At 55.4% G+C, this 20,828-nt stretch carries 12 protein-coding genes; 10 read left to right on the top strand and 2 right to left on the bottom strand.

What is annotated here, in order from left to right; all coding sequences use genetic code 11:
* Positions 1-540: 540 nt before the first annotated feature.
* The 7 genes from MPAL_RS07560 to MPAL_RS07530 all read left to right on the top strand — a co-directional run bounded on the left by MPAL_RS07560 (position 541) and on the right by MPAL_RS07530 (position 8,729).
* A complete protein-coding gene (locus MPAL_RS07560) occupies positions 541-2,208 on the top strand; it encodes a 2-oxoacid:acceptor oxidoreductase subunit alpha (protein WP_148208185.1) in 1,668 nt (555 codons plus the stop codon).
* Position 2,209: 1 nt separating this feature from the next.
* Positions 2,210-3,061, top strand: coding sequence for a thiamine pyrophosphate-dependent enzyme (locus MPAL_RS07555; protein ID WP_012618156.1), 852 nt, complete (start codon positions 2,210-2,212; stop codon positions 3,059-3,061).
* Positions 3,062-3,206: 145 nt separating this feature from the next.
* Positions 3,207-3,488, top strand: coding sequence for a hypothetical protein (locus MPAL_RS07550; RefSeq protein ID WP_048145269.1), 282 nt, complete (start codon positions 3,207-3,209; stop codon positions 3,486-3,488).
* Positions 3,489-3,503: 15 nt separating this feature from the next.
* Positions 3,504-3,848, top strand: coding sequence for a hypothetical protein (locus MPAL_RS07545; RefSeq protein WP_148208184.1), 345 nt, complete (start codon positions 3,504-3,506; stop codon positions 3,846-3,848).
* Positions 3,849-4,388: 540 nt separating this feature from the next.
* The gene (locus MPAL_RS14510) at positions 4,389-5,708 is read left to right on the top strand and encodes an ATP-binding protein (protein WP_012618153.1); all 1,320 of its coding nucleotides are present in this window, start codon (positions 4,389-4,391) and stop codon (positions 5,706-5,708) included.
* Between the two features lie 176 nt (positions 5,709-5,884).
* Positions 5,885-6,430 carry a response regulator gene (locus MPAL_RS07535; protein WP_012618152.1) on the top strand — a complete coding sequence of 182 codons (546 nt, stop codon included), beginning with the start codon at positions 5,885-5,887 and terminating at the stop codon, positions 6,428-6,430.
* On the top strand, positions 6,420-8,729 hold the full coding sequence (locus MPAL_RS07530) for a hybrid sensor histidine kinase/response regulator (protein WP_012618151.1): 2,310 nt from the start codon (positions 6,420-6,422) through the stop codon (positions 8,727-8,729). The genes MPAL_RS07535 and MPAL_RS07530 overlap by 11 nt, the downstream gene beginning before the upstream one ends.
* Before the next feature lie 205 nt (positions 8,730-8,934).
* Here MPAL_RS07530 and MPAL_RS07525 read toward each other — a convergent pair whose 3' ends face one another.
* Positions 8,935-9,972, bottom strand: a complete 1,038-nt coding sequence (locus tag MPAL_RS07525; protein ID WP_048145268.1) for a hypothetical protein — start codon at positions 9,970-9,972, stop codon at positions 8,935-8,937.
* 513 nt (positions 9,973-10,485) lie between these two features.
* On the opposite strand from MPAL_RS07525, the gene MPAL_RS16280 reads away from it, so the two are divergent.
* Positions 10,486-10,626 carry a hypothetical protein gene (locus MPAL_RS16280; RefSeq protein WP_158303654.1) on the top strand — a complete coding sequence of 47 codons (141 nt, stop codon included), beginning with the start codon at positions 10,486-10,488 and terminating at the stop codon, positions 10,624-10,626.
* Positions 10,627-11,412: 786 nt separating this feature from the next.
* The gene (locus MPAL_RS07510; RefSeq protein ID WP_012618149.1) at positions 11,413-15,228 is read left to right on the top strand and encodes a bifunctional RecB family nuclease/DEAD/DEAH box helicase; all 3,816 of its coding nucleotides are present in this window, start codon (positions 11,413-11,415) and stop codon (positions 15,226-15,228) included.
* Between the two features lie 17 nt (positions 15,229-15,245).
* On the opposite strand, the gene MPAL_RS07505 is transcribed toward MPAL_RS07510, so the two are convergent.
* A complete protein-coding gene (locus tag MPAL_RS07505) occupies positions 15,246-16,880 on the bottom strand; it encodes an ATP-binding protein (protein WP_236610349.1) in 1,635 nt (544 codons plus the stop codon).
* A 178-nt stretch (positions 16,881-17,058) separates the two neighbouring features.
* Here MPAL_RS07505 and MPAL_RS07500 point away from each other — a divergent pair, with 178 nt between their 5' ends.
* Complete coding sequence (locus MPAL_RS07500) at positions 17,059-20,820, top strand: PAS domain S-box protein (RefSeq protein ID WP_012618147.1); 3,762 nt, start codon at positions 17,059-17,061, stop codon at positions 20,818-20,820.
* Positions 20,821-20,828: the final 8 nt, after the last annotated feature.

Here is a 20,828-nt window from a genome sequence, read left to right as displayed (position 1 = left end):
CCTTTTCTTCGAAAAGTCTCAAAGACGTGAGAAGAATCCAGAAGATTCTTCGAAGAGTCTCAAAGACGTGAGAAGAATCCAGAAGATTCTTCGAAGAGTCTCAAAGACGTGAGAAGAATCCAGAAGATTCTTCGAAGAGTCTCAAAGACGTGAGAAGAATCCAGAAGATTCTTCGAAGAGTCTCAAAGACGTGAGAAGAATCCAGAAGATTCTTCGAAGAGTCTCAAAGACGTGAGAAGAATCCAGAAGATTCTTCGAAGAGTCTCAAAGACGTGAGAAGAATCCAGAAGATTCTTCGAAGAGTCTCAAAGACGTGAGAAGAATCCAGAAGATTCTTCGAAGAGTCTCAAAGACGTGAGAAGAATCCAGAAGATTCTTCGAAGAGTCTCAAAGACGTGAGAAGAATCCAGAAGATTCTTCGAAGAGACATAAATACGTGAGAAGAAGCCGTCAGGATGTTTCGAAATGACGTATTGGCTTGAGAAGAATCCGTCAGGATTCTTCGAAGACTATATACCCTCCGCTCCCTATCTGGGTATCATGTGGGATCGACATGAAGAGGTCTCTGTCCTGATCGGGGGACGAGCTGGCGAGGGGATCAACAAGGCCAGCACGATCCTGGCCCATCTTCTCGGGCATCTCGGGTACCGGATCTATATGTATTATGACTACCCGTCCCTGATCAGAGGCGGTCATAACTTTGCAATCATCAGGGCTACGGCAGAAGAGCGGGGAACACACCAGGATGCCGTCGACTTTCTCCTCTGCATGAATCAGGAGACACAAAAACTCCACGAACACCGGATCAGAGAGGGGACGGTCGTGATCTTTGACAGCACGACCACGTCCGGCGATGGAATCGGGGTTCCCCTCACCACGATTCTCAAGGAGGAACAGGCGCCAGAGATCTCCAGGAACTCAGGGATAATCGGGGCGTTCTGCAGGGCGGCCGGGATCACCTGGGAGGTGGTCACCGAGGTCTTTACCAGGGATATTCCCAAAGCAGCTGCGATCAATCTGAAGGTGGCCAGGAGGGGATATGACGCAGCCGGGGAAGGACCGGTGAATCAGATCCAGATCCTGGACGGCCCGGTCCTGCCGGCGATGACCGGAAACGAGGCCATCGGAGCCGGCCTTGTTCGCGGCGGGCTTGAGACGTACATCTCGTATCCGATGACTCCCTCCTCGAGCATCCTCCATTTCCTTGCTGAGGTCGCCCTGGAATACAGGCTGACCGTGATTCACCCGGAGAACGAGATAGCCGTGATGCTGATGGCGCTCGGAGCCGTCTATGCCGGGTCGAAGACAGCAGTCGGCACCGCGGGCGGCGGTTTCTGTCTGATGACCGAAGGACTCTCGATGGCAGGAATGACTGAACTGCCGATCGTGCTGGTTGTCTCACAGCGACCGGGGCCGTCGACCGGGCTGCCGACCTATTCATCCCAGACGGATCTGCTCTTTGTATTAAATGCAGGACAGGGTGAATTTGCACGGGTGATCATCGCCCCCGCCGATGCCGAGGAGGCCTACCTCTGGTCCGCCAGGGCAGTCTCGCTGGCCTGGGATTACCAGGTGCCGGTCTTCCTGCTCAGCGATAAGAACCTGAGCGAAGGGCTGTACAGTCTCTCGATAGACCCGAAGGAACAGGAAGCCTCCCCGGTGTCGACACCAGATACTGCCAGTGGACCGTATAGACGGTATGCGGTGACCGAGAGCGGGGTCTCTCCCCTCAGAGTGGTGCCGTCGAAGGGGGACGTGATCAAGGTGAACTCTTATGAGCATGACGAGGAAGGGATCACCACCGAAGATCCGCAGGTCACGGTGATGATGCAGCAGAAGCGGCTCAGGAAGGAGGGTGCCATCAGAAAAGGGCTCGAACTGTACCCGACCGTCAGGGTCTATGGAGATCCGACGGCCAGCATCGCCCTGGTCACCTGGGGATCCTCTACCTGGGCGGTCAGGGAGGCGGCTGCGACGCTCGGGTGTCGGGTGATCCAGCCGGTGGTCCTCTGGCCGTTCCCGCTGCAGGAGATGTCGGCGGCGTTACAAGGGGCGACCAGGCGGATCTGCATCGAGCAGAATGCGAGCGGTCAACTCGAACAGGTGATGACCCTTCAGGGTTTTGCCACTGACGGCCATATCCGGAGGTATGACGGCAGACCATGGTCGATCGACGAGATGAAGATCGCTCTGTCGGAGGTGCTCTGAAATGGCGACCGGCGACCTGATCACTGCCACCCAGAACACCTGGTGCCCGGGGTGCGGAAACTTTTCGATCGAGCACTCGCTCAAGGAGGTGATTGTGGGGCTGATCGGCGATGGGACCCCTGCCGAGAATATTGTGCTGGTGACCGGGATAGGCTGTCATGCCAAGATGGCCGATTATCTGGGGGTGAACAGTTTCTATTCTCTCCACGGCAGAACGGTGCCGGTGGCCAGCGGGATCAAGATAGCCAACCCTGAATTGACGGTGATCTGCTGCGTTGGTGACGGGGACTGTTATGGCGAAGGGCTCGAACACCTGCTCTTTGCAGCCAAGCGAAATGTCGGGATCACCGTGATCGTCCATAACAACCGGGTGTATGGGCTCACGACCGGACAGTACACCCCCACCTCTCCACTGGGGTTTTCGGGCAAGTCCACTCCCCACGGGACGATCGAACACCCGATCAATCCGCTCGCCCTCCTCCTCTCTTCAGGGGCCGGCTGGGTCGGGCGAGGCTACACCCGACGGCTTCCGCAACTGAAGAGTTTGATCGATGCAGCGATCCGGCATCCGGGGTTCGCGGCCCTGGATCTGCTCCAGATATGCGCGACCTTCTACAACAGAACGGCCTGTTATAACACCCACACCTACGACCTCATCGATCACAACCCGTCCCGGTTTGAGGACGCGTATACAAAGGCCCGTGAGTGGGACTATACCAGTGAAGGCCCGATACCGCTCGGTATCTTCTATGACCGAAATCTCCCCTGTTTTGAGGACCAGGTCAGGGAGAGTGCTGCGTTATCGACCGATACTACCCAGGCGATCAGCAGGATCCTCGATCGGCACCGTTAATCTGTATGATAATCGAAAACCTGACTGGTGATACAGGTCAGGTTCTTCGATGGTCTTGACGCATCGAATCCAAAATAAATCAATCTCCGGCTCTTCTGAGTCTACGAGTGGTCTGGGATGTTGCCTTCGAGCTAAAAAAAAGTGAGTGACCCCTGATCACTCAGGAAGGGCCGGCTTTGGAACCTGGGTTGCATCGGCCTTCGGGGTCTGGAGAGGAGCCTGCACCGTGGTGGTGGTGGTCTGGGTGCCGGTCGTCACCGTGGAGGTTCCCGGTACCTGTGTTGCTGTGGACTGGGTAACTGAGGTCGGCGCGGAGGTCACCGCGGTGGTCTCTGATGAGACTGATGATGGTGATGTCGTTCCTGCAGTTGCAACGGATGACGAGGTCACCGTTGTTCCGACCGTCGACAGATTCGCTGATGTCTGAATCTGGGTTATGGGTATGGTGGCCAGGGTTGTGGCACTGGTCTGCGATACCGATGAACCCTGTGAGAGTGTTCCCGAGTCCTGCTCGATGTATGTGGTTGTGTTTGCAGTGATGGTCTGGTTCTGTGTGGCAGTCACTGCCTTCGTTGTATTCGGGATGATCGTCGTCGCGACGGTCGAATTCACTGTTGAAATCGGGGTGCTGGTCGTGCCAGTCATTGGTGCGGCTGTTGTCGCAATGGTGGTGCCCGGGGATGCCGATGCACTTTGGTTTGCCGGCGTGGACGTTGTTGTTGTGCATCCTGCACAGAACAGCGCCGCGATCAGCACAAGCCCAATACCTGTTAATAGTCTTCTCTGATCCATTGAGGGAAAGGTACCAATCCAGATGATATATGCTTTCTGTACATCTCTTCGACTGAAGAAGGAATGATAAGAGGGGAAGAAAACACTCATGGTCATCGCGGAAAAAAGGAAAATGCCGACGACGACCAGAGAGATGATCAGTATGATCTGCAGGGTGAACAGAGATCAGATCTTCTGGCCATGAGTGAACACGGGATGTTCACAGGAACTCATCGATGCATACTTAAATAATGCGATCCTAGGTGAGCGAAGTGTCCGATATCCGGTTTGATCTGCCACCAGGTCAGTATTCCGGGTTACATAATTCTACAAACGAGATTGGGGGTGATCCTGACGGAAAAATCAGTAACAATCAGATTCATCACTGTGCGAAACAAACCGAGTGCAGAAGGGGATATCTGCGCCTCAATCAATACCAGGACTGGTTGTCCCGCTGTCAGGCTAGCAGACCTGCACCGGTTCTCTGTGTTCATTCGTTTCTTTGGGAATTGTAGGATCTGTCGAATCCCAGATCGAGGGGCAGGAGGTGGGATCAATGGATCGTAATCCAATCTGGGTGGTCCTTGACAAGGACGATCCAGTAGAAACAGAAGAGTTTCAGGAGATGCTGAGTGAAGGTGATCGCAGTCTGTATGAGATCGTGCATGTCGGACGACTGAACGAGGCGCTGAAGAATCTGCGGGAAAGGGGGTACGATACGATTCTTCTGGATCTGAGCGTATCCGATCCGGATGGCCTCAATAACCGATCGAAGATCCGGACTGGGGCAGAACAGATCCCGATGATCGGAGTCAGTGGGCTCGAAGAAGGAGAGACAACGATCCATAATACGCATGAAGATGCTGAACTGATATTCAACGCTATTCACGAACCGCTGGTGATTCTGGATACCGGTAAAATCATTCACTCTGCAAACCAGTCATTTTATCTCCAGTTTCATCTGGAGCCGGGGCAGACCGAAGGGCGGTCGATCCTCGATCTCGCAGATGCTGAATGGAAGATCCCTGATCCCCTCATCCTGATAGAGCAGATAATGGACCCGGGCAGATCACTCAATGGCTTTGAACTCAAGCACACCTTTCCAGCGATCGGCCAGCGTGTGATGCTGCTGAATGCCCGCTCTCTTCCGTCTTCCTCGGGACAGCCAGATCTCCTCCTGCTCTCGTTTCTGGATATCACCGAACAGACCAGGGCTCAGGAGGCGGTCAGGCAGGCGAACAAAAAACTGAATCTCCTCAACAGCATCACCCGCCATGATATCCTGAACCATTTGACCGTGATCCTCGGATATCTGGAGATCCTCGATGGAATGGGGCCATCGATGATTAACCCAGAGTATATCTCACGGATCGAGGCCGCGTCGACTGCCATCAAAAAACAGATCCAGTTCACGGCTGAGTATCAGGACATCGGAGCCAGTCCTCCGCACTGGCACCGGCTGCAGGATGTGATCTGGCGGGCTGGCGGAAACCCTCGTCGGTCCGGTATCACGCTCAAAACCCAACTTGATAACCTCGAAATCTATGCGGATGCATTGCTTGAGCGAGTCTTCGCCAACCTCTTTGAAAATTCCCTCGTGCATGGTGCCACCGTCACTGAGATCAGTATCTCATCTCTTCCTGATGAAGATGGGATGCTGCTGGTTGTCGAGGACGATGGGCAGGGGGTGCCTGAGGCATTGAAGGAGAAGATCTTCTCGATGGGGTATGGATCCAGTACCGGTTACGGCCTCTTTCTGATCAGGGAGATCCTGGATATGACCGGGATCACGATCAGAGAAAACGGCACACCCGGAGCAGGGGCACGATTTGAGATGAAAATCCCCCTGGAGAACTATAGAATGCCGCAAGGTTAATTATCGAGATCAGTAATAATATACACCGTATACCATCGAATAAGCCAACGATCAGATGATATAACAGCAGATTCTGATTTTCCAGGGCATGGTCTCCTGGAAATATCTGACCCGCGGATCCCGAACGCGGAACGCTCATCATCACCAGGGCCCGCCGTCCCAAGGAGAACATAGTAATGAACTGGAGAGCAGAACGAATCGGCCTGAATGCACGAGATAACACAATGTCCCGTACCATGAATCAAAACGGAACCGACGAGGAGGGTAACACAGGCCAGGTCTATCAGATCCTGCTCATTGAAGACAGTCCTGGGGACGTTCGTCTGACCGCAGAAGCTCTCAGAGAGGCCAGAATGCCATTCGACCTTTCAGTTGTGCCTGATGGTGTCGAGGCCCTGGCATTTCTGTACAGGGAAGGACAGTATCATGATGCTCCCCGACCTGACCTGATCCTGCTCGATCTGAACCTGCCCCGCAGGAACGGTCGGGAGGTGTTGGCCAGGATCAAAGAGGACTGTAATCTGGACAGGATCCCGGTGATAGTGCTGACCATCTCAACTGCAGAGGAGGATATTATTACGTCGTATAACCTGCATGCCAACTGTTATATCATCAAACCTGTGAACCTTGAGAAATTTTTCAATGTGATCCAGTCCATCGAACATTTCTGGCTGAAGGGTCCTGCTGCGTCCACCGTCGGGGAGGTGACGGATGGATCCTGATCCCATTCGGGTACTGCTGGTCGAGGATAACCCCGGTGACGCCCGGCTCATCCGAGAGATGCTGGTCGAGATCCATACTGACCGGTATGAGGTTGTGCATGTCGAGCGGCTTGAATATGCCCTGCTTCATCTGAATAATGAGAAGTTCGATACGATCCTGCTGGATCTGAACCTCCCTGATGCCTACGGCCTTTCAACGCTGGTCAAGATCAGAGCGAAGGCTCCGCATGTGCCGGTGATCGTGGTCAGCGGGCTTGGTGATGAGGAGATGGCGATCCATGCCCTCAGAGAGGGTGCCTACACCTACCTCGTTAAGGGACAGATGAGCGGCCATCTGCTCGACCGATCGATTCGATACAGTATCGAGCGGGAACGGATGGAACAGATCGTGCAGTTGCAGCGTGCACGGGAGTACGCTGAGAATATCGTGGACACGATCAGGGAGTCCCTGATCGTGCTCGACAACCGGCTGCGGATCGTGTCGGCGAATCGCTCGTTCTATCTGGACTTCCATGTCACCCCAGAGCAGGTCGAAGGGCGGTTTATCCATGACCTCGCAGACCAGGAATGGAATATCCCACAGTTCCTGGCCCTGCTTGAAAAGATCCTGCACCACAGTTTCCAGTATGAAGGGCTCGAACTTGACCATGAGTTCCCGGCCCTGGGCCGGCGTGTGATGCTGCTGAACGCCCGCTGGGTCTACGAGGAACGGGGGGACACTGACCGGATTCTACTCGCGATGGAGGATATCACCGAGCGAAAACGGGCAGAAGAAGCTCTGGCTGACGAGAAAGAACGGTTGGCGGTGACGCTCTGGAACATCGGCGAGGGGGTGATCGTCACTGATGTTGGGGGGTCGGTCGGGATGATGAACAGGGTCGCCGAGAGCCTGACCGGTTGGACTGCCAGCGAAGCCGTGGGATTACCGATCGATCAGGTCTATCAGGTGATCAATGAGAAGACCAGGAACCATTGCGTAAACCCGGTCGCTGCAGTTCTCAAAAAAGAGGAGACGACCGACTCATCCCACTTCCGGCTGTTGATTGGGAAGGACGGGATCGAACGACCGCTCGGGGATAGTGTGGCGGCTGTCAGGGACAAGGACGGCAAGATCATCGGGGTGGTGATCGTGTTCCGCGATATAACCGCAGCCCGGCGGATGGAGGAGGATCTCGCGAAGAACGAACGGCTTGAGTCTATCGGGGTGCTGGCTGGCGGAATCGCTCATGACTTCAACAACGCCCTGACCGCCATTGAAGGGAACATCGTTGTTGCCAAGGCGCATCTCAAGCCAGAGGAGAAGGCGTACGAACGGCTCTCTGAAGCTGAGATGGCCGCACACCGTGCAAGAGATCTGACCCGGCAACTGTTGACCTTCTCACGCGGGGGGAAACCGATCAAGCGTCAACTCCGCCTGAACGATCTGCTGATCGATGCAGTCTCGTTTGCACTTTCAGGTTCGGCTGTCAGAAAGAAGTTTTCGATTGCAGAGGATCTCTGGCCAGTCGAGGCTGACGAGGGGCAGATTCGGCAGGTGATCAATAATCTCGTGATCAATGCAGATCAGGCGATGCCTGACGGCGGGATCCTTGATGTGATCGGAGATAACGTCTCCCTGGCCTCCGATCAGGTCCTTTCGCTGAAGGCGGGGAACTACGTCAGGATTGCGGTAAAAGATCATGGGATCGGCATTCCAAAGGAGTTTCTCTCGAAGATCTACGAGCCGTACTTCACGACCAAGCAGAAGGGAAGCGGTCTTGGGTTGACGGTGGCCTATTCGATCCTTCGAAACCATGGTGGTTCCCTGATCGTCGACTCGGTGACAGGGGGCGGTTCAACATTCACCCTGTACATTCCTGCCTCCCAGATGCAGTTGCCAGTGGAATCTGTTCCTTCTGTTCATCCTCTTCAAGGCAACGAACGGATCCTCTGGATGGATGATGAGACGATGATCAGGGAGGTTGGAGGGGAGATGCTCTCGCTGCTCGGATATCGGTTTGCATTTGCGGAGGAAGGGGATCAGGCTATAGAACTCTACAAGGCCGCTCTTGAATCTGAGTCGCCGTTTGATGCGGTGATCCTCGATCTGACCGGGGCCGGCGGGCTCGGTGGCAAGGAGACGATCAAACAACTCCTCGAACTCGATCCGCAGGTCAGGGCTATCGTCTGCAGTGGTTACTCCAACGACCCGGTGATGGCCAACCATCGTGAGTATGGGTTCCGCGGAGTGCTGACCAAGCCGTTTACGATGAAGGAGCTCGACGACCAGATCCATCTGGTTATCGGTACCGAAGAGTAGATCTTTTTTGATTGTGTTCCAATTCGCCTGTCGACTTATATCTCGACAGGATCCTTCATCACCAGATTATGGCAAGGATTACCTGGGTCACAATCTTTCGCATGAGTATTTGGGTGACCTAACCTTTCGATGTCGACCGGATTATGCGTCATCGAACGATCGCTGGTTCGCGATCACCAAAAAAGATTGGAACTATTGATTATTTTTAGTTCTTCCGCCCTGCCAGGAGCAGAAGTCCTGCACCTGCCAGGCCGATCAGGGTGATGATGCCAGGGAACGCCCCTGCCTTCTTCGTGGTCGGGACTGTTGTTGGAATCGTCTGAACCTCTGTCGGGACGGTCGTCTCAATGGTGAGGGTCGGTTCACTGATCGTCTGTGTCGTGTTGACGGTTGTGTTAACAGTGGTGATCACCGTGGTTGGGACTGTAGTTGTGACATTTGTGGTGGTTTTTTGGATCGTGGGTTCACCACCGACACCGGTGTAGGTGTCACCATTGCCTGACGAGCTGGAGTCCCCATAGGAGACCGGGCCACTCGGAGCGATGTACTGGGTCGTGGTGGTCACCGGAGAGGTCCCTGTTTGTGAGGTTACAATGACCTGCGTGGGTGCCGTGACTGCTCCGGTTGAGAAGACACCGCTCACTGCAGTTGCACTCGATGTGATGTCAGTGAAGGTCGAAAGGTCGGACGACCAGTATCTGACGTGGTCGATCGTAACGGTCAATGGCGTGGTTCCTTGCTTGAGTGCCTTGAGGTTGATGGTTGCGATCGGGTAACTGCCGGCCGGGTATCCATTCTTGAAATCCCCGAGGGCAACCCGTACATGCCCGTTTCCACCTTCTGCTGCAGTGGTGTTGGAGGAAACCTTGATGTCAGTGGAGACGTACTCGGCGACTGAGGAGTCCCAGGTGATATCGATATACGTGTCGCCGAAAACCGGACTCCAGGCGTTGTTCACGTAGAGGGTCGCACCGGCGGTCTGTCCGACACCGACATCTCCGACGCTCCCGATCGCAAAGACTCCGGTGTTGGCCGGGACTGTCGCCACGCTCGGGGTGATGACCTGAGCCTGACTCGATGCAGTCGTCGCTGTTGTGGAGACCGTTGTTGGGGTAGTTGTGGTCTGAACAGTTGCAGTCTGGGTTGGTACCGTTGTCGCTGTTGTGGACGCAGCACCTGCGCATGAGATGCAGACGAGGGTGAAGAGTACGAGCACTCCTGTCGCCTTCAGAAATTTCATCATAGTACAGTTACGGATCAGGTGATATGCTTTGTGGATGACATCTAAACGCGCATACGTCCGCTTTTCTGATTTAGACTGATTATCACTCATATTATGGAATCCATTGCGATGCATCATACCCTGGAAAGAGAGGTATGTATAATGGTAATATCGCTGTATTTTCAATGAAGAAGGGTGAAAATGAGATATCTCAACCGGCCGGGGGATTTTAAAATTTCAGGAAGATCCGGATCGATGAAGGGTCGTCAAATCGGCCTGTGAGCAAAGAATCTCACCTCTCAATTTCAAGATAGGCACAATCAACGAAGTCTATCTATTTAAAAAATGGCATGATCTCATGTTTACTTCAGGAAGAATGGGTAAAATATGTCTAAACAATCTGAATAAGACCGTATTTTTTGAGATCAGAGATGGTGCTTTATCTCAATATCCTGATCGGGATCCAACCTCCTGAACGATACTCGGGGTCGCGAAGATCATCGATGGTGGCCAGGACCGTGGTTTTGGTTTGGGGTGACGATCACATCTCGGATCGGCGCAGTCGTCGACGTTGCAGAGGGTCTGGTATCCTGGATCGCTGAATCGGATCCGGTCCCGGTGATTCCCACGACCCGGCGAAGTGCTGGCTGGGAGAGGGTGATGCGGGGACTCTGAACAGGTGGTGGACGCGCAGTTCACCGTCCCCATTTCGGTTGCTTCTTTGATCAGGGTGTCACACCTGTCACCCTCAGAAAACCGGGATGATATCCTTCAATTATCTCGCATTTTAGAATTGAGATAAAATTTGTTGAGGGACCGAAATCTGTCTAATTTTCCCTTAAAATTAAATTTGTTCCGGGATAATTTTCGTGAATTCTAAAATGAACGGCAGATTATAGATTTCATTCCCAGTGTTCAGGAAATTCTCGAATTCACCCAATATTTGGCGTCCATTTTAATATTTTACCGGGAAAAATTGTTCCGATTCGGATTGATCGGTGAAGATGCCATCAGTCCGTTCCGATCGGTTGGAATACGGCTTTTGGATCGTGTATCCCTGATTAAAATTTCTATTCCACTCTGAATCTGTCGACCCAGAATACCTGCCAGGAAGATGAATCCGATCTCCTCTAAGAGAAGAACCTGAATTATCGCGTATTTCTCCATTTTGATCGGGATTTTTTCATGGAAATGTGAAAAGACCTAAGAATATTTGAAATTTTACTATTCGATCACTTAAATAAAAATAATTCGCCAGATATGAACCCGGATCGTGAAATTGATCGAGAAAAAATCCTCAGATTTGATGAATGATCGAGCAGACCGTGATCGATCACGCGACGCTCGTCCTGAACCTTCACCTATTTTTTACTCCAGCACCAATACCTCTGACAGATCCTGTTGCGAAAAGATCAGATCCGGTCTTCATCACATCAGAGAGACCTAAAAATCCGGTGATGTATGACCCGTTACAATCTCAGCCCCTCGATGCTCTCGCGGTACTTCTTCTTTGAGTGCCCGCGGTACCTGCGATACCACGCGACTCCCAAGGCAGAGCGGATGATCAATAAATTGCCTGCCGGCAAGGTCAACACCGCCCCGGCGGCCAAAGCCCTCCTCGATGCCGGGTTCTCATGGGAGGAAGAGGTGGTCCGGAAGCTCGAAGGCCAGGTTCAGATCGCTTCAGGGAGCGGTGCATTGCATGAGCGGGTGCTCGAATGGCAGGAGACCCTCGACGGCCTCTCCACCCTCTCACCCGGGCATCACCTCTACCAGCCGACCCTGCAGCCGCCACCGGACTTCCTCTCCCAGTACGGAGTCAGCAGCGACCTCTGCAGATTCGGGATCAGCCGGCCCGACCTGATCCGCTGCACGACGGTGCACGGCAAGCGGAGGCTGCAGATCATCGATGTCAAGGCCAGCGAATTTTTGAAAGGCAGCCACCGGATCCAGGTGACCCTCTATGCCCGGATGCTCCAGGAGGTGCTGAAAGCCAACGATCTCCCGCTCGCGGCCGACCAGGTGCAGGCCGGGATCTGGCTGTACAACCAGCCCGAACCGGTCTGGTTCGATCTCATCCCGTCGCAGCGGATCCTCGAGGACTTCTTCTCCCATAAACTCAACGAGATCCTGACCGCCAGCCCAAAAGACCTCGGGTGGCACCTCTATTACCGGTGCGAGTGGTGCGAGTTCTACGAATACTGCCGGAAGGAGGCTGAAGAGAAGCAGTCGGTCTCGCTCCTTCCGTTCCTCTCGGTCGCCGGCAGGGCTTACCTCCGCGAGGCCAGGTGGGAGAAGAACGGGTCGGTCGACTCCCTCGGCGACCTGACGACCTGCCTTGAACGGGATGATGCACCCGTGATATTCAATGGCTGCGGGTCCCTCATGAACCGGCGGGAGCGGTACGCCCATGCCCTGCAGGCCCTGGACCGGCACGAGGTGGTCAGGCACGGCGGCTACTCGGTCGGGTTTCCCAGATACGAGTCGGTCCGGATCGTGCTGACCCTGCAGGAGAGCCCGGTCGACGGCTTCATCTATGCCGCCGGCGTCCGACGATTCGGCGGGAGCGACGGGCCGTTCGGGACGCCGTTTGGCAGGACGGTCTTCGTTGCCAGATCATCGGAGGAGTGTGCCACTGTCCGCACCAAATTTATCGACCACCTGTACGGACTGCTGGAGATCGTCGACGGATACAACCGCGACCATCTGGAGTGGAACGAACAGTTCTCCCTGCAGACCTACGTCTTCGACACCTACGAACAGCGCCTCTTCATCAAACTCCTCTACGAGGCCGTGAAGGATCCGGACCTCGCCCCGAAGGTACTGACCCTCCTCTTCCACTTCCAGGACACGACCCTGGCCGAAGCAGACGAACACCCCGGCAAGGAGGTGCCCTTCCCGCTGATCGTGCTGACCGGGGTGATCCGGCGGCTGGCCGCACTCCCGATTCCGATCTTCTACCGACTCCCCGAAGTCCAGGAGGTACTCCCTGCTTCTCACTATCCCCAGACATTGAACCCCTCCAGACGGTTCTGGTTCGACCTCTCCAACACGCTCCGGAGCGACGTGATCCTCTCGGTCTGGAATGGACAGAACGTGGAGGCGGGCGTCGAAGCGATCCAGGAGGAACTGGGCCGGCGACTCGACGCGGCCTCCTCGGTCGTGACCGGGATCCGGGAGGCACTCGGCGATAGTCTCGTCGCCTGGGCCCCGAAGTTCTTCCTCCCCGCCCCGATGGACTTCGTCCATCCCCTCCTCTCCAGGCTCGCGTTTATCGTCCGGTACGAGTCGTTCATCGCAGCCCTCGAAGTCCGAGAGAAGCGGTCGCTCCCGGCCTCGGAAAGGCTCGAACTGGGGATTAGCGTCCCGGTGGTCTCCCTCGGCGACGACCGCTGGAAACTTGAACAGCCGCTCGACCCGTACCTCTTCGAGGCACAGGGAACGATCCGGTTGATCGTCCCGCCCGGGGACGAAGGGGAGCGGGCCCAGCTCTGCTACAACGACTATGAACGGAGGAAGCGGCGGTACACCCCGAAGAGTTCGATCCTCAGACAGGCGACGGTGGAGGGGACGCTACCCGACCTTCGGACCGGCCTCATCAAACAGGTCAGCCTGAAAGTCGAACAGAAGAAGGAGATGGAACCGTTTCAGAAGGGGGACCCTGCCGTCCTTTACCCGGTCTTCATGGACTACAACGTCGACACGATCCTTTCACGGTTGAGCGAGTGCGACCTGGATGATACCGACCTGATCCGGTTGATCGAGGAGCCCCTGACGGTGGCCACGCCCCTCGCCGAGGATCCCGGGTTCGTCGAAGCGGCCAGGGGGTATGCGAATTCCCATCACCTCACCAGCAGCCAGCGGGCGGCCTTCGATCAGATCCTGAAGAACCGGCTGACCCTGGTATGGGGTCCGCCCGGCACAGGCAAGACCACGTTTCTGGCTGCGGCGATCCTCTCCCTCGTCCAGGCCCGGCAGGAGCAGAGACGGGGAATCCGGATCCTGGTGACGGCCTTCACCCACAGCGCCGTCGAGAACCTGCTCAGCAAGGTTCAGTCCCAGGTCCACGACCTGCCGGTCGGAAAGGGGGTGCGGGTCGTCAAGATCGACCGGGACGAGACCTATCGGCGGAACGGCCCGGCCTCGACCACCAACGATGCAATCAAGGCCGGCCTCTTCTCCGACGACCCATCGCTGGTGCTCGGCGGGACCGTGTACGGAATATACAAGGCATCGAAATACCTGGCACCCTTCGACCTGCTGATCGTCGACGAGGCCTCGCAGCTCAGGTTCGGGGAGCTCTCGCTGGCCCTCGCGGCCCTCAGGCCCGGCGGACGGCTGGTCTTTGCCGGCGACGACCAGCAACTGCCGCCGATCATCAAGGGCGAGTACCCCGAACCCGAGGACGGTCTCCCCGGGCTGCACGAATCGATCTTCCGCTACCTGCGCCTCCGCGACGATCACGACCAGCCCCGGTACACGGCCGAACTGCTCGAGAACTGGCGGATGAACAGCACCCTCTCCCGGTTCCCGGCGGCGGCCCTGTACGGGGACGGCTACGTGCCGGCGACACCGGTTCTTGCAGAGCAGCGGCTCTCCCTGAAACCGGCCGGCCGGCCGGGGAGTTCCCTCGATGCGATGCTGGCCTGGATCCTCGACCCGGCGTACCCGCTGGTGCTGGCCGTGCTTGAGGACGTTCAGGCCACGGTCGAGAACCAGGTCGAGGCAGGGATCGTCGCGGCCCTGGTCGTTCAGCTCCGTGAACGGCTCCTCGCCCCGGAGAGCGATCGGGGGTACCCCCTGACCATGGAGGGGGACCGGCAGTTCTTCGAAGAGGGTCTCTTCATAGTCTCCCCGCATCACGCCCAGATCGAAGCGATCCGGAAGGCCGTCAACGGGTTGTGGATCTGGCACAGCCCCCCGTTCGTCGACACCGTCGACAAGATGCAGGGGCGGGAGGCCGATGCTGTCATCGTCAGTTACGGGGTCAGCGACCCTGAGACGGCACAGCAGGAGGCCACGTTCATCTACAGCCTGAACCGGCTGAACGTCTCGGTGACCCGGGCCAAAAAGAAATGTATCACCTTCCTCCCCCGACCGCTGTTGACCCCCTCGTACGAACTGCTCCAGCACGAGGAAGGGCTCAAAGGGCTCGGGCATATGCTGAATTTGCAGGCGTTCTGCAGCGAGAACGGGGAGACGCGGACCTTCTCGTTCGTTGCAGAAGAGACCGGGGAGCAGGTCCGGCTGACCGTCCTCCGGACCCGGGTCGACTGACCCGGGTAAAAAAGGGTTTATTCCTGCCGGTTCAGCTGGTCCAGGTACTCCTGGAAGAGATGGATCTTGGTACTGATCGGGAACGGGATCCCGATCGTCGAGATGACGGCCTCTCCCTTGCTGAGCGTCTGCACCTCGGTGTCCATCGGGGTCAGGTCCTGTTTTGCCGACCCGGCGATGATCTGCCGGTCGTCCTTGTCAGAGAGGCCCATCTCGACGAAGGTGTTCATCTGGGCGAGGATACGGGAGTCGATGTTCTTCGGCTGCTGGGTGATCGCACAGAGCCCGACCCCGAACTTCCGCCCTTCCATCGCACACTCGCGGAAGACCTGCGTGCTCATCCCCCCGGCGGAGAGAACCCGCTGGGCCTCCTCGATGACGATCAGCACCTGTGACGGTTCCCGAACGATACCGTCCGGGTGCGGCGCATTGACGGCGTTCTCCCGATCATGCAGGATCTTCCTGGTGATCGCCGAGAGGATGAAGAGTTCGCTCCGTTCGCTCATCCCCGGGATGTCGATCAGCACCAGTTTCTGCTCGTTCAATTCCTCGATGATCGACTTGATCGAAGAGCCGAGCCGGCCGAGGAACCGTTGGTTGCTCTGGACGAGCGATTCGATCCGCCGCTGAATCATCCGGAGGGGGCCGGGATTGGCAGACCGCAGGACGTCTGCCATCTCCGGGTGCCGGCCGATCCCGGCGGTGACCTTGGTCACCGAGGGGAGAGAGTCGACCCCTTCGTTGATGAAGAAATCGATCACGTCGCTCCCTTTGAAGGTGTCCAGCGACTCCACGATCTCCCAGAGCAGGGGAGAGAGTTCGTACAGGATCCCGAGGTCGCTGATCTGGAAGTCGTCGTGCTCCAGGCAGAGTTCCTTCATGCCGAACCGTTCGCATTCCGCCTTCGGCCTGACCGAGTAGATCGAGAGGCCGTCGCGGCCGGGCAGGTAATCGGTCAGCCCCCGGGTCTGGGCCCCCGACCGCTCGGTACGCCCTTCGACATACTCGCCGTGCGGGTCCACGACCAGCATCCCGATCGTCCGCTGCTTCATGCAGGAGATGCAGAAGACCTTCATGAAGTTGCTCTTCCCCATCCCGGTGGTTGCAAAGACCCCCATATGCTGCGACAGCACCTTGCTCGGGATCCCGACCTTGACGTCCGGGATCACCCCGAGCCCGGTCCGCATCTCGCCGACCTCGATATCCCCCATCACCTCTTTTAAGAAGAGAAAATCATCGGCACTCGGGGTCATGACCTCCGAGAACCGGGCTGGAATCGTCCTGATAGACCGGAATTTCTGTTTATCATCGATGAAGCCGAGCGGCGTCGCATGGACCTCGATGAAGACGTCCTGGTCAGGGCCCGGTTGCGGACCTCCCCAGGTGGACGTATCCCAGTGCGGCTCGTCGTGGTTGGTGTAGTGGGACAGGTCGGTCACCTTGGCAAAGAAGATATATCCCTTCTCCCGGTCGGTGATCTTGACGACATCGCCGACGAAGACTTTCGCATCATGCGGGATGATGTACCGGTATGCGAGCACCGTCGTTCCGAGGAGGCGATAGGTCGGGCTGTCGGAGAGCGGTTGAGTAATCTCATCGTTATTGTTCATGGGGTCACCAGAGTTCGTCTGATCTGATATCAGATCTTCCATGGAGATATGTGTTTAGGAGAAGCGGGTGATGTCGGCTCCATCAGTTGCAGGAGTGAGAACTCTTCAATTCCAGAGAACACCATAACCATGATATATAGTAAGGGTTGTAATGGTCATCTCTGATAATAGGAAAATTAACTCAAGATTATATATCGTGTTATCCAAATGAGGAGTATCCATGTATCATGTTCTCTATGTTGATGACGAACCGGCCCTTCTCGAACTTGGAAAAATATTTCTTGAGATGTCGGGCCTCATCACCGTAGAAACAGCATTATCCGCAGAACAGGGAATTCAGGCCTTAAAAGATACTGCTATCGACTGTATCATATCAGACTACCAGATGCCGGAGATAGACGGTCTCAAGTTTCTCAAGTTCTTAAGGAAAGAGAAGAACAGGATTCCGTTCGTCCTCTTCACTGGCCGTGGGCGTGAGGAGGTGGTCATCGAAGCGGTGAACAATGGTGTTGATTACTACCTCCAGAAGGGTGGCGATCCCAAGTCACAGTTCGTTGAGCTGGAACACCAGATCAAACACACAATCGAACGTCGACGCACAGAAATTGAACTTCAGGAATCCCAACAGCGGATGACGGATATCATCAACCACCTGCCAGACGCCACCTTAGCGATCAATCTGGATGGAACGGTGATCGCATGGAATTGGGCGATGGAGGAGATGACCGGGGTACCGAAAGAACAGATGCTGGGAACCGGGGATTATTCCTATGCTCTTCCGTTTTACGGAACAAGGAGACCTATCCTCCTCGACCTCGTTTTACAGGATGATGAAGAGATCTGGAAACATTATCCTCATATCATCAGAAAAGAGAGGAAACTGATCTCCGAAATCTATATTCCCTTCCTCGCTGGTGGAAAAGGTGCCTATCTCTGGTTTATCGCATCCCCGCTCTATGACACGCAGGGCACCGTCACCGGGGCAATCGAATCCATCCGGGATATCACCGACAAAAAGAATATCAAGACTGAACTGAGGGACGCATCCGAACAGATCGCTGCAGATGAAGAAGAACTGCGTGAACAGTATGATGAACTGAAGAAGAGCGAAGACGCCCTCCGCGAAAGCCGGGCGAAGCTGGAAGCTGCGCTGGCCAGTATGACGGACGCGATCTTCATCTCTGATACAAAAGGACGGTTCATCGATTTCAACGATGCCTTCGCCACCTTCCATAGGTTCCGGAACAAGGACGAATGTGCCAGAACACTCGCCGAATATCCGGATTTTTTCGAGGTATTCATGCCAGACGGGGAACTGGCGCCGCTGGATATGTGGGCGGTGCCGCGTGCCCTTCGTGGCGAAACAGTCACGAATGCAGAATATACCCTCCGGCGCAAGGACACGGGTGAAACCTGGGTCGGGAGTTACAGTTTCAGCCCAATTCTCGACAACGACGGTGCGATCGTCGGCTCCGTGGTGTTGGGTCGGGACATCACCGAGAAAAAGCGGGCAGAGGAGGCACTCCGCACGAGCGAGGAGGATCACCGGCGATTGTTCGAGACGATGGTCCAGGGGGTCGTGTACCTGGATGCCGAAGGTACAATCACTTCGATGAACCCGGCTGCCGAACGGATTCTCGGGAAGACCCTGGACATGTTCCTTGGAGAGACCTCTGATACCGTGGAACTCGACTTGATCCGCGAGGACGGTTCGCCGTTCCCGGGCAGGGAACATCCATCGATGGTGGCGCTCAGCACCGGTCGGGAAGTCCGGGACGTGGTGATGGGCGTGTTCATCCCAGACGAGGAGCGATATCGCTGGATCACCATCAATGCCATGCCCCTCTTCCGGCCAGGTAAGGAAAAACCGCACCAGGTCTATACGATCTTCGATGATATCACCGAACGCAAACGGGCTGAGGAAGAACTCCTGAGAAAAACCACCGATCTCGAAGCGAGTTATGAAGAGATAACGGCGACCGAAGAGGAGCTCCGGGAGAATTATGAGAAACTGACAGGGAGTCAGCAGGAACTGAAGATCAGTGAAGAGCGGTATCGCACCCTCTTTGAGAATATGCTGGAAGGAGTTGCCTACTGCCAGATGTTCTATGACAGCGATGGACGACCGGATGATTTCATCTACTTCAGTGTCAATGCTGCATTCGATCGGATCATCGGAACAACAACTGTTGTCAATAGACGGGTCACTGAGGTTTTTCCCGGCATTAAGGAAGCATATCCGGAATTGTTCGAGATCTGTGGGAGAGTTGCCCGGACGGCAAAACCCGAAGCATTCGATATCGACTTCAAACCTTCCGGCAAATGGCTGCACCTGTCGGTATATTCTCCGGCAAAAGAGTATTTTGTCACCGTATTCGAGGATATCACCGAACGCAAACGAGCTGAACGGGTTTCATCCCAGATAAACAGGATCTATCAGATCGCAAACCAGGCGGGTTCCCTACACGAGATGCTTCAGAGGTATGTGGAGGAGTTCAGGGTATTCTCTCACTGTGAGGCGATCGGATTCCGGCTTCTGGATGCAGAGGGCAACATCCCGTACCAGGCATACTGCGGATTCCCCGAGTCCTTTTACGAGAGAGAGACACCGCTCAATATTCTATCTGATGAATGCATGTGCATTTATGTCATAACCGGAGCGATCAAACCCGACCTGCCGGTTGCAACACCAGGGGGGTCCTTCTACTGCAATGCCACCAGCACATTCCTAGCCAGCATCTCTGACGAGGAGAGAGGGCTCACCCGCAATGTCTGCAACGAGATGGGATACGAGTCCGTCGCTCTCATTCCGATCCGGACCTCACAGGGGATCATCGGGCTCATCCAGTTCAACGATCACCGGGAGAATATGGTTCCCCTCGAACTGGTCCAGATCATGGAAGAGGTCGCCCTGCCGCTCGGAGAGGTGATCCGCAGGATGCAGGCCAAGGAATCACTGATTGAGAGTGAAGAAAAATACCGCATACTTGTGGAAAATATTCCTGAAAAGATCTTCATCAAGAATGCTGCTCTGACCTATGTATCCTGTAATGAACAGTACGCCCGCGATCTCGGCATTGTTCCTGGAGATATTGCAGGAAAGTCGGATTTTGATTTTTTCCCCCCTGAACTGGCGGAGAAGTATCGGGCGGACGACCTGGCTATTATGGATTCCGGAGAGACCAGGGAGCTAGAAGAACAGTATGTCACGGAAGGAAAAGAGTTCTGGATCTCCACAATAAAAACTCCTCTCCGAAATGATACGGGAACGATCTCCGGAATTCTCGGCATTTTCCATGACATTTCAGAACGCAAGAATCAGGAGCTGGCCCTGCGAACCGCAAACCAGAAACTGAACCTGATGAATATTGTCGCATGGCATGATATCTACAACAAGGTCACCGGGCTGCGGGGATATGTCGAACTGAGCAAGGCACTTATCACCGATGAGAAGGCGCGGGAATTTCTCGAACGCGAGGATACCATTCTCCAGGTGATCCATCAGCAGATCTCGTACACCAAGGAATACCAGGAGATGGGCAAGCAACACCCCCGCTGGTACAGTCTGAGAGAACTCCTGGACAACGTCCGCATGACAGGGGTGGCAGGATCTATCCGCATCATAAACGATGCAGAGAATCTGGAACTTTACGCTGACCCGGTCATCGAGAAAGTGTTCTGGCACCTGATCGATAACTCGGTTAAACACGGCGAAAAGGTAACGGAGATCCGGATTACCGCCCGGCAATCAGAGATCGGCTGTACGCTGGTATACCGGGATGATGGGGTCGGGATTCCGGAGGAGAAGAGAAGAGACCTGTTCACCAAGAGTTATGGGACAGAGACCGGATTTTTTCTCTTCTTTGTCCACGATCTTCTTGAGATTTCCGGTATGACGATCGCAGAGACCGGGGAGCCGGGGAACGGGGTCAGGTTCGAGATCACGATTCCGAAGGGATTGTACCGGTTCACCGACAGGTGAACTAACTC

This window comes from Methanosphaerula palustris E1-9c, assembly GCF_000021965.1.
Lineage (GTDB): Archaea > Halobacteriota > Methanomicrobia > Methanomicrobiales > Methanospirillaceae > Methanosphaerula > Methanosphaerula palustris.
Note: the sequence above shows the minus strand (reverse complement) of the source record. Positions and strands in the feature narration are given on the sequence as shown.

Bases quoted from the DNA above. Each gene is read 5' to 3' on its own strand.
- MPAL_RS07530 (WP_012618151.1), top strand. From the start codon at position 6,420: ATGGATCCTGATCCCATTCGGGTACTGCTGGTCGAGGATAACCCCGGT.
- MPAL_RS07535 (WP_012618152.1), top strand. From the start codon at position 5,885: ATGAACTGGAGAGCAGAACGAATCGGCCTGAATGCACGAGATAACACA.
- MPAL_RS14510 (WP_012618153.1), top strand. From the start codon at position 4,389: ATGGATCGTAATCCAATCTGGGTGGTCCTTGACAAGGACGATCCAGTA.
- MPAL_RS07545 (WP_148208184.1), top strand. From the start codon at position 3,504: ATGGTGGCCAGGGTTGTGGCACTGGTCTGCGATACCGATGAACCCTGT.
- MPAL_RS07525 (WP_048145268.1), bottom strand. From the start codon at position 9,972: ATGATGAAATTTCTGAAGGCGACAGGAGTGCTCGTACTCTTCACCCTC.
- MPAL_RS07505 (WP_236610349.1), bottom strand. From the start codon at position 16,880: ATGGAAGATCTGATATCAGATCAGACGAACTCTGGTGACCCCATGAAC.
- MPAL_RS07560 (WP_148208185.1), top strand. From the start codon at position 541: ATGTGGGATCGACATGAAGAGGTCTCTGTCCTGATCGGGGGACGAGCT.
- MPAL_RS07500 (WP_012618147.1), top strand. From the start codon at position 17,059: ATGTATCATGTTCTCTATGTTGATGACGAACCGGCCCTTCTCGAACTT.
- MPAL_RS07555 (WP_012618156.1), top strand. From the start codon at position 2,210: ATGGCGACCGGCGACCTGATCACTGCCACCCAGAACACCTGGTGCCCG.
- MPAL_RS07510 (WP_012618149.1), top strand. From the start codon at position 11,413: ATGACCCGTTACAATCTCAGCCCCTCGATGCTCTCGCGGTACTTCTTC.